Annotated in this window: 10 protein-coding genes and 1 pseudogene; 10 read left to right on the forward strand and 1 reads right to left on the reverse strand. The window is 44.4% G+C overall.

Going from position 1 to position 10032, the window contains the following annotated elements; all coding sequences use genetic code 11:
• From QZZ36_RS12680 to QZZ36_RS12985, 10 genes and pseudogenes are all read left to right on the forward strand, one after another.
• Positions 1-572, forward strand: a 572-nt coding sequence (locus QZZ36_RS12680; RefSeq protein ID WP_295082375.1) for a YlmH/Sll1252 family protein, incomplete at its 5' end; no start/stop codon positions are given.
• A gap of 12 nt (positions 573-584) precedes the next feature.
• Positions 585-1154 carry a DivIVA domain-containing protein gene (locus tag QZZ36_RS12685; RefSeq protein WP_295082380.1) on the forward strand — a complete coding sequence of 190 codons (570 nt, stop codon included), beginning with the start codon at positions 585-587 and terminating at the stop codon, positions 1152-1154.
• Positions 1155-1215: 61 nt separating this feature from the next.
• Positions 1216-3993 (forward strand): isoleucine--tRNA ligase, encoded by a 2778-nt coding sequence (ileS, locus tag QZZ36_RS12690; protein ID WP_295082391.1) that lies wholly within the window; start codon positions 1216-1218, stop codon positions 3991-3993.
• Between the two features lie 64 nt (positions 3994-4057).
• Positions 4058-4564 carry a signal peptidase II gene (gene lspA, locus QZZ36_RS12695; RefSeq protein WP_295082395.1) on the forward strand — a complete coding sequence of 169 codons (507 nt, stop codon included), beginning with the start codon at positions 4058-4060 and terminating at the stop codon, positions 4562-4564.
• Positions 4557-5471, forward strand: coding sequence for an RluA family pseudouridine synthase (locus QZZ36_RS12700; protein WP_295082397.1), 915 nt, complete (start codon positions 4557-4559; stop codon positions 5469-5471). The genes lspA and QZZ36_RS12700 overlap by 8 nt, the downstream gene beginning before the upstream one ends.
• Before the next feature lie 11 nt (positions 5472-5482).
• Positions 5483-6304 (forward strand): Cof-type HAD-IIB family hydrolase, encoded by an 822-nt coding sequence (locus tag QZZ36_RS12705; RefSeq protein WP_295082400.1) that lies wholly within the window; start codon positions 5483-5485, stop codon positions 6302-6304.
• Positions 6305-6308: 4 nt separating this feature from the next.
• A complete protein-coding gene (locus tag QZZ36_RS12710; protein ID WP_295082403.1) occupies positions 6309-6635 on the forward strand; it encodes a hypothetical protein in 327 nt (108 codons plus the stop codon).
• Between the two features lie 201 nt (positions 6636-6836).
• Entirely contained in the window at positions 6837-7676 is an 840-nt protein-coding gene (locus QZZ36_RS12715) for a transketolase (protein ID WP_295082406.1), read from the forward strand.
• Between the two features lie 5 nt (positions 7677-7681).
• On the forward strand, positions 7682-8626 hold the full coding sequence (locus tag QZZ36_RS12720) for a transketolase family protein (protein WP_295082409.1): 945 nt from the start codon (positions 7682-7684) through the stop codon (positions 8624-8626).
• Between the two features lie 181 nt (positions 8627-8807).
• Positions 8808-9008 (forward strand): annotated as a pseudogene (locus QZZ36_RS12985) (helix-turn-helix domain-containing protein); the annotation flags it as partial.
• A gap of 336 nt (positions 9009-9344) precedes the next feature.
• On the opposite strand, the gene QZZ36_RS12725 reads toward QZZ36_RS12985, so the two are convergent.
• Positions 9345-10032 (reverse strand): carbon-nitrogen hydrolase family protein (locus tag QZZ36_RS12725; RefSeq protein ID WP_295082411.1); only part of this gene is annotated, 688 nt, incomplete at its 5' end.

Below are 10032 nucleotides of genomic sequence, written 5' to 3' on the forward strand. Positions count from 1 at the left end.
GACGCAGGATGCTGGCGATTTATCCCGATTACTGCGAGGATTATATCCTCGGGGAATTCCCATTTGTCTGCCTTACCTTTACATACAGGGAGGAGGACAAGCTCTCTCACAGGGATTTCCTCGGATCGCTTATGGGGCTCCGGCTAAAGCGCGAGGTCATAGGCGATATAGTGGTCTCGGAGGGGACCGCGCAGATATTCGTCACCGGAGTCGCTGCAAAGCACATATGCGGCAGCATATCCAAAATAGGCAGAGTCGGCGTGAAGATCGCCGATGACAAGCCGTTTATACTCGAAAACGCTCAGAAGTTTCAGGAAATATGCGGAACAGTCGCTTCGCTGCGCCTTGACTGTATAGTCGGGCTCGCTGCAAAGCTCAGCCGTGAAAAGGCTGCGGCACTTATCCGCACGGACAGAGTCGAGGTCAATCACCTGCCCGTTCCATCAGTCTCCCATGAACTCAGGGGCGGAGATATATTGTCAATCAGGGGCTATGGAAGATTTGTACTTTCCGAAATAAACGGTCATACAAAGAAAGACCGCATACACATTATCTTAAAGAAATATATTTAGAGGTGAATTGAAATGATAACTTCAAAGGATGTCAGAAACAAGAGATTTGAAAAAGCAGCCTTCGGATACAAGCAGGAGGAAATAGACGAATTCCTCAATCAGCTTGAGGCTGAGCTGGACGAGATGGAGCGCGAGCGTGCGGAGGCAAACAGCAAGATACAGGTACTTGCCGATAAGGTAAGAGAATATATGAGAGACGAGGACGCTCTCAAGGACGCTCTCCTCGGAGCTCAGAAGCAGGGACATCAGGTGCTCAACGAGGCTAACGAAAAGGCCGAGCAGATAATCGCAGAGGCTCAGGCAAAGGCAGACGCCCTCGAGGACGAGGCTGTACGTCAGCATGCCGAGGCTATGGAGAGGAACCGCGAGGAGATAGCAAAGGAAAAGGAAGCTCTCATCGAAGCTCAGCAGCAGGTAGCAGACTTCAAGAAGAGCCTCTTCGATATGTACAAGAGCCATCTCGAACTCATTTCTTCTATGCCTGAGACCTTTGATAACGAGACAGAGGAAGAGGAGACAGAGGAGAAAGCTGAGACAGCTGAAGAGATTGCATCAGCAGTTGCTTCAGAGGTTGAGGAATAATCATTAACAAAAAGATCGAAAGGAGGATCTCTCCGAATTTTTGAAGGAGAGATCGGATAGTATGGCACAGGATTATAACAGTACCCTTAATTTACCGCAGACAGAGTTCCCAATGCGCGGAAATCTGCCGAAAAGAGAGCCTGAAACTCTCCAAAAGTGGGAAGATGAAAGACTTTATTACAAGATGATAGAGAAGAACAAGGGCAAGCCCTCTTATGTTCTTCATGACGGACCTCCATATGCCAATGGCGAGATTCACCTTGGTCATGCCCTTAACAAGTCTCTTAAGGACTTCATCGTTAAGTACAAGAATATGAGCGGATTCTGTTCTCCGTATGTTCCCGGCTGGGATACTCACGGACTTCCTATTGAACTTAAGGCTATGAAGGCTATAGGTGTTGAAAACGGTGCTATTCCTGCTGTAGATCTCAGAAAGCATTGTCGCGAGTACGCTATGACTCAGGTTGCAAATCAGATGAAGGGCTTCAAAAGACTCGGTTCACTTGGAGATTATGACTATCCTTATCTTACCCTTCGTCCTGAGTACGAGGCTAAGCAGGTAGAGGTATTCGGTTCAATGGTAAAGAAAGGGTATATGTATAAGGGATTAAAACCTGTTTACTGGTGCCCTGATTGTAATACTGCCCTTGCTGAGGCTGAGATTGAGTATTCAAATGACCCATGCTATTCTATCTATGTCAAGTTCAATGTAACTGATGATAAGGGTATCTTCAAGGGACTTGGACTTGATCTTTCAAAGGTATATTTCGTTATATGGACAACAACTACATGGACTATCCCGGGCAACCTTGCTATCTGTCTTGGTCCTGAGTACAACTATACTCTTGTTCATGTAGGTGATGAGTATTACGTAATGGCTGAGGAACTTGTCAAGACTACTATGGAGACAGCTGGTATCACAGAGTATACCACAGACCATATTTTCACAGGCGCAGAGCTTGAGGGAATGAAGACAAAGCATCCTCTCTATGACCGTCTGTCACCTATAATTGTCGGCGATCACGTTACTCTTGAAAGCGGTACAGGCTGTGTACATACTGCTCCAGGTTATGGTGTCGAGGACTTTGAGGTATGCAAGAAGTATGACGATATCGGTATTATTGTATGTGTTGACTCAAAGGGCAAACAGACTGCAGAAGCAGGCGAATTTGAGGGAATGGACACTGATCAGGCAAATAAGGCTATCGCTGCAAAGCTCACAGAGCTCGGTGCTATGCTTGCTACTCAGAAGATCGTCCATCAGTACCCTCACTGCTGGAGATGTAACAGCCCTATCATATATAGAGCTACCGAGCAGTGGTTCTGTTCTGTAAACGGCTTCAAGGATGAGGCAATAAAGGCTATAGAGTCTGTTCAGTGGATTCCTGAGTGGGGTGAGGACAGAATAAAGGGTATGGTTCGTGACAGAAGCGACTGGTGTATTTCACGTCAGAGAACATGGGGTGTACCGATACCTGTTGTTTACTGTAAGGAATGCGGTAAGCCTATATGTAATGACGAAACAATCTCCGCTATCTCTGAGCTTTTCCGTAAGGAGGGCAGCGATGCATGGTGGATTAAGGATACAAAGGAATTTATACCCGCAAATGTAAAGTGTGAATGCGGCTGCAGCGAATTCACAAAGGAATATGATATCATGGATGTATGGTTCGACAGCGGAGTATCACATACTTCTGTTATGGAAGGCAAGGATTTTCCGAGTCTTTCATGGCCTGCCGACCTCTATCTCGAGGGTGCTGACCAGTACAGAGGTTGGTTCCAGTCATCGCTGCTTACTTCAGTAGTATACAAAGGACAGTCCCCTTACAAAGCTGTATGTACCCACGGCTGGGTAGTTGACGGTGAGGGTAAGGCAATGCATAAGTCTCTCGGAAATGGTATCGATCCGAGTGAGATAACAGAGCAGTATGGTGCTGATATTCTCCGCCTGTGGGCTGCTTCTTCCGACTATCACAGTGATATCCGTATTTCAAAACCTATTCTCGGCCAGCTTTCTGATGCTTATAAGAAGATAAGAAATACTGCTCGTTTCATACTGGGTAATCTTGGTAACGGCGCTGGCTTCAATCCAGACAATGACAGCGTAAGCGACGATCAACTTACAGAGCTTGACAAGTGGGCTCTTATGAAGTTGGACAATCTCATAGACAAAATGAAGGAAGGATATGAGGCGTTTGATTTCCATATCGCACTTCATGCACTTCATAACTTCTGTGTAATAGATATGTCAAACTTCTATCTTGATATAATCAAGGACAGACTTTACTGCGAGAAGGAGGATTCAGTTCTCCGCCGCGCAGCTCAGACGGCAATGTACCGTATTATCAGTGCGATAACAAGACTTGCCGCACCTATCATTTCATTCACAGCTGAGGAGATATGGCAGTTCATGCCTCACTCTGCATGTGATGACACTCAGAGTGTATTCCTCAATCAGATGCCTGAGAAGAGCGGCATTGAATTCTCGGCCGACTTCATTGACAAATGGCAGTTCATTTACAATACTCGTCTTGGAGCAAACAAGGCTCTCGAGGACGCAAGAAATGAAAAGACTATCGGTAAGTCTCTTGAGGCTAAAATAATCATAAAGAGCAGTGACGCAGACTACGATAAGTATGTTGCTATCGCTGATCAGCTTAAAGATATTCTAATCGTTTCTGGGGTAGAGGTTGAAAAGAATGGTGCTGAAACAGTTTATACTGTTGCTCAGGCTGAAGGTGAAAAGTGCGAGCGTTGCTGGTGCTTTAGCAAGTACGTTGGCACAAATCATACACATCCTACTCTCTGCGAGAGATGCGCTATCGCAGTAGAAGCTTGATTTGTACTATATTGCCTGTCGGCTCATTCAGTCGGCAGGCAGTCTTATTGAAAGGATAAAACACATGGCGGTAATACTCACTTTGCTGACGGTGCTGCTCGTTGCAGTCGATCAGATTGTAAAATACTGGGCGGTACATGAGCTCAAGCCCGTCGGAACAATGGACTTTATCCGTATTGGCGATTTCAAATTATTCGATCTTACCTACCTCGAGAACGAGGGGGCTATATTTGGCGTGATGTCCGGACAGAGATGGTTCCTGGTGGGCTTCACCAGCATAATAGTGCTGCTGGGGGTATTTCTACTTATAAAGATGTATCGACGTTCGAAATTCCTCAATGTAGCTATAACCCTGTTTATCGCAGGTGGTATAGGAAACCTTATAGACCGTTTCCGTTATGCGTATGTGGTGGATATGTTTGAGTTCAAGCCCTTTCGCTTCGCTATATTCAACGTTGCAGACATATGTGTTACCTTTGCATTCATCATGCTCATATGGTATGGACTTTTCATTGATCCAAAGATAGAAAAAGCTGAAAAAGCAAAGAAGGAAGCTGAATCGGATGAATGATAAGGTCTTGCTGAAAACTTTGGCTGAGGATGCGGGAATTCGTATTGACAAGTACATCTCTGATCGTATTGCTGAGCTTACACGTTCTGCAGTTCAGGGACTAATTGAAAAAGGCCTTGTACTTGTGAATGACAAAGAGGTAAGCAAGAACTGTAAGCTTAAAGTAGGTGATGAGGTATCTGTTGAAATACCAGAACCCGAACCTATGGATGCAGTTCCCGAGGATATTTCACTTGATATAGTTTATGAAGATGATGATCTTCTCGTGGTGAATAAGCCTAAAGGAATGGTTGTACACCCTGCGCACGGGAACTATACAGGAACTCTTGTGAACGCTTTGTTGCATCATTGTGGAGAAAGTCTTTCCGGTATAAACGGTGTTATCCGTCCCGGGATAGTGCATCGAATAGATAAGAATACAAGCGGATTACTCATAGTAGCTAAGAACGATGCTTCTCACCTGAAGCTTGCAGAGCAGATAAAGGCTCACAGCTTTACACGTGAGTATGAAGCTGTAGCTTGTGGCTACTTCAAGGAGACTGAAGGCACGGTTGATGCTCCCATAGGACGTCACAAAACCGAACGCAAGAAGATGTGTGTAACTACTGAGAACTCACGTAACGCAGTCACTCATTATAGTGTAATAAGGCAGTACGGTGGATATGCACATGTAAGACTCAGACTTGAAACGGGAAGAACCCACCAGATTAGAGTGCATCTCAGCTATATCGGACATCCAGTATTGGGCGACGATGTTTATGGAAAGCCATACAAGGGCATAGAGGGACAGTGCCTCCACGCTCGAAAAATAGGATTTATCCACCCAACGACTAACGAATATATGGAGTTTGAGAGCGAGTTGCCTGATTACTTTTTAGCCATACTTTCAAGGCTCGAAAAGATGTAGGAGGAATATCCTTGTTTGAAGATATATCAAAAGTTATCCTGTTAAGTGATCTTGATGGAACTCTTTTGAGTACGGATAAGAGAATAACTGACACTGATCGCCTTGCAATAGAGCGTTTTACGTCTATGGGAGGACGTTTCACGGTAGCGACAGGACGTACTGTTCAGTCATTTGAACAATTTCTCAGCATACTTCCGCTTGGCTATCCGATAATAATGTATAACGGAGCAGCCATTCACGACTATAAAAGCGGAATAACATTATACACTCACCCTCTCCCAGTTGAAGCGAGAAGTTATGTTGAAGAGCTTCTTGAGCTCATGCCTGAGGCGGGTGGAGAGGTCCTGAAAACCGATGGCACCTATGTTTTCAGCAATACTGATTATCAGCAACTGCACACAAGGCTTTGCGGCATTGTTCCAAACTATGCCGCACTTGAAGAAATAGAGGATGGTGGCTGGCTGAAGGTGCTTTTCTCCATGTCCCCTGAGGATGTGGAGCACATGGAGCTTCTTGTGAAGAAGCTCGGACATGAGGGCGTTGATTATGTCAAGTCTTCGGATATATTTCTTGAAATGCTCCCCTCGGGAGTGAGCAAGGGTTCAGCCCTTGCGGAATACAGAAAGCTCAGCGGTATGGAAGACTGTACATTTGTGTCAGTTGGTGACTTCGATAATGATATAGAGATGATAGTCGAAGCCGATTTGGGAGCTTGTCCTGCAAACGCTGAAAAATCCGTAAAGGAAAAGGCGGACCTTATTCTTGAGCGCACCAACGACGAGGGAGCAGTTTCGGAGCTTATAGAATATATAATCGAAAGGTGCAGAAAGTAGAACAATGAAGAAAAAGAAGGCGGCAATAACAGTATACATAGTCGCAGTAATATGTTTGCTGGGGCTTATCGGACTGCTGGTATACAGTAGAGTGAGCGGTAAAAGCTCGGAGGAGACCATGAATTTTACTCTCGAGGACGCTGCAACTCTTGCTCTGGCAGTATTTACTATACCCATGTGGGTAATCTCTCTGTTACTCATGAAAGCACTGAGATTGAGAGGAACTCTACATGAAAGACAGAATAAGATGCTCATAGCACTACCTGCTGTGGCGTGTACAGGCTTTTTTATTTTTTATGTAATTGTACTGATTATGATGGCTGTAAGATAATGTACATATTAAATTTACATTTTCAGCAAAAAATGCATTGCAATCACTCAATTATTGCGGTATAATATTGGTATAGCCAACCCCGCAGGGGTGGGACCGTCCGTCTGGGTTTCGCATTTCAGGATGGAGGAGAACGCCTGCCCCTGCTCCCAAAAAAGCAGATCACGGCATAAGCCGTTAAATAAAATATTGGAGGTCAATATGGACGCAAAGCTTAAAAAGGAATTGCAGAAAACTGCCTGCAAGGTAAGAATGGGCGTTATAGAAGGCACTTATAACGCTAAATCAGGTCACCCGGGCGGTTCGCTCTCGATAAGCGACACTCTCACTTATCTCTACTTCAACAAGATGAACAATGATCCTAAGAATCCTGACGCTCCCAACAGAGACAGATTCGTTCTTTCAAAAGGACATACGGCTCCTGCGCTGTACTCAGTACTTGCACAGAGAGGCTATTTTTCTGTTGACGAGCTTAAATCCCTCCGTCATATAGGCGCACTTCTTCAGGGACATCCTTGTATTCATATTCCAGGTGTTGATATGTCAAGTGGCTCACTCGGACAGGGTATATCCGCAGCAGCCGGAATGGCTCTCGCTGGTAAGATTGACGGTAAGTCATATAAGGTATACACTATTCTCGGTGACGGCGAGATTGAGGAAGGACAGGTTTGGGAGGCTGCTATGTTCGCAGCTCATAAAAAACTCACAAATCTCGTTGCTATCGTTGATAACAACGGCTTGCAGATAGATGGTCCTATCGCAGAGGTATGTTCACCTGAGCCTATCACTGATAAATTTGCAGCTTTCGGCTGGCATGTTATCACAATGAACGCTCATGACTTTGACGACATTGACAGAGCTTTTACAGAAGCTGAGTCTGTAAAGGACAAGCCCGTAGCTATCATTCAGAAGTCTACAAAGGGCAAGGGCGTTTCATTCATGGAAAATCAGGTAAGCTGGCACGGTACAGCTCCAAATCAGGAGCAGTATGAGCAGGCAATGGCTGAGCTCAGCGCGCAGTTAAAGGAATTGGAGGACTAATTATCATGGCAGATGTTATCAAAAAGGCTACCAGAGAAAGTTACGGTGAGGCTCTTAAGGAGCTTGCCGAGGAATACAAGGACTTGATAGTTCTCGATGCAGACCTTGCTGCTGCTACAAAGACAGGCATTTTCAAGAAGGCTTATCCCGATCGTTTCTTCGATTGTGGTATTGCAGAAGCAAATATGATGGGCGTTGCTGCTGGTCTTGCAGCTTGTGGTAAAATACCTTTTGCAAGCACATTCGCAATGTTCGCAGCAGGCAGAGCTTTTGAAATAGTAAGAAACTCTATCGGTTACCCACACCTAAATGTTAAGATTGGTGCTACACACGCAGGTATCTCAGTAGGTGAGGACGGTGCTACACACCAGTGCAATGAGGATATCGCTCTTATGAGAACTATCCCAGGCATGACTATAATTAATCCATGCGATGATGTTGAGGCAAAGGCTGCTGTGAGAGCTGCTCTTGATTTCAACGGCCCTGTTTATATGCGTTTCGGCAGACTTGCAGTACCAGTTATCAATGATGCAGCAAGTTATAAGTTTGAGCTTGGTAAGGGCGTTGTCATGAAGGATGGTAAGGATGTTACCATTGTTGCTACAGGTCTGATGGTTAACGAAGCTGTTGAAGCTGCAAAAACACTTGAGGCAGATGGCATTTCTGCAAGAGTTGTTAATATTCACACTATCAAGCCTCTTGATAAGGAGCTTATCTGCAAGTGTGCAAAGGAGACAGGTCTCATCGTTACAGCCGAGGAGCACAGTGTTATAGGTGGTCTCGGTTCAGCAGTTGCAGATGCAGTTACAGAGTGTTGTCCTGTTCCTGTTGTCAAGATTGGTGTTAATGATGAGTTTGGCCACTCAGGTCCTGCTGTGGCTCTCCTCAAGGAGTTTGGCCTCTCAGCTGAGAACATTGTTAAGACTGTTAAGGCTAACCTTAAAAAGTAAAAATGTAAAGGGGCTGTAAAAAAACTCAGTCCCCAAAACGAACACGGGGCCTCGTAAAGAGGCCCCAAATTTAATAGAAAAAACAAGCTGCACAACAATAATTGATATAACCCTCCTTAGAGTGTATACACGAAAAAAGTTTGAAAAATCTAAGTGGGTATAATATTCAAGACGAAATAGATTTACGTATGAAGAACGGATTGCGGCAGTACAAGAATACATAAATGGAGAAGGTAGCTATCGTTCAATTGCAAAGAAATATGGGATAAATCAACAACGATTCCGAATGCTTGTTGGCCGTGCACAGACAGAAGGAATAGAATCAATAAAAATACGACATACTAAAAAATATACAGCTGAAACTAAAATAGCAGCAGTTTAGGAATATCTGGCAGGAAAAGTCAAGTTGATATATGTATAAAATATCATATTACAAACGATACTGAAATCCACAACATCCTCAATTTTACGCAGAAGATGATCCTACGGTACAAAACTGTCTATGCAGAAAAACTCCTTTTGATCTCGTTCGACTTTGTTTTCTCTCAGCATTATGCTCAGCTCCTTCCTTTATATTATAACTCAAAAATTGGTAAAAGCCTAGCTTTGCTGGGCTTTTTCGACAGACTGGCAGCTCCCTCATTACGGGAGCTTTTGTTCTTATATATTAAAAGAAAAGACAATTCTGCATAGTAAGGGGAATATTTTTGAAATAATGTTATTTCTCACTAATGCTTCCATATAACTCAGGTCTACGGTTCTTCACTCCCCATACTTCCTGCTTTCGATAGATGCGCAACTGATCTACATCAAGTTCTGCAAGATAGATACCAGCTTTTTCGCTGGCCTCAAATACACAGGTGTCTCTTGAACCGGGCATTTCTGAAATATATACAACACCATCAAACAATGTGGAATGGCCGTTGCAGTCCGGATGAGGTGCAGGATAGTTGCAAGTAGCGATAGCAAACATGTTTTCAAAAGATCTGCCTCTAAGTTGTGATAAGCGATTAATTTCCATAGGACATGCGTTAGGTACAAGAACCAGCTCTGCGCCTTTCAGCATCAGCACTCTTGCGCATTCCGGAAACTCTCGATCATAGCAAATCATTGAACCAACACGGATAACGCCTTCTCTCGTATCAAGGTTTTCCACAAAGAATTCATCGCCCGCATCAAGGATACTCTCATCGCCTTCTTCTCCGAAATCACAGATATGAATCTTGGAATAACGATACTTAAGCACGCCATGCCTGTCGAACAAGCATATCGTATTTCTCGGCTTCGGCTCATGCTTTTCCAGAAGCGTTACGGCAATGGCCACATCAAGTTCTTCTGCAAGCTCAGAATAACGTTTTATATACGGGTCATCCATATTTATAGCCTGTCTTTGCAGTTTTTTGATA

Origin of the sequence: Ruminococcus sp. (assembly GCF_016287535.1) — a bacterium.
Classification (GTDB): Bacteria; Bacillota; Clostridia; order Oscillospirales; family Ruminococcaceae; genus Ruminococcus.

What these genes read in the sequence shown, in the direction of transcription:
- QZZ36_RS12685 (WP_295082380.1), top strand. Translation starts at nt 585, where the DNA reads ATGATAACTTCAAAGGATGTCAGAAACAAGAGATTTGAAAAAGCAGCC.
- ileS (WP_295082391.1), top strand. Translation starts at nt 1,216, where the DNA reads ATGGCACAGGATTATAACAGTACCCTTAATTTACCGCAGACAGAGTTC.
- lspA (WP_295082395.1), top strand. Translation starts at nt 4,058, where the DNA reads ATGGCGGTAATACTCACTTTGCTGACGGTGCTGCTCGTTGCAGTCGAT.
- QZZ36_RS12700 (WP_295082397.1), top strand. Translation starts at nt 4,557, where the DNA reads ATGAATGATAAGGTCTTGCTGAAAACTTTGGCTGAGGATGCGGGAATT.
- QZZ36_RS12710 (WP_295082403.1), top strand. Translation starts at nt 6,309, where the DNA reads ATGAAGAAAAAGAAGGCGGCAATAACAGTATACATAGTCGCAGTAATA.
- QZZ36_RS12715 (WP_295082406.1), top strand. Translation starts at nt 6,837, where the DNA reads ATGGACGCAAAGCTTAAAAAGGAATTGCAGAAAACTGCCTGCAAGGTA.
- QZZ36_RS12720 (WP_295082409.1), top strand. Translation starts at nt 7,682, where the DNA reads ATGGCAGATGTTATCAAAAAGGCTACCAGAGAAAGTTACGGTGAGGCT.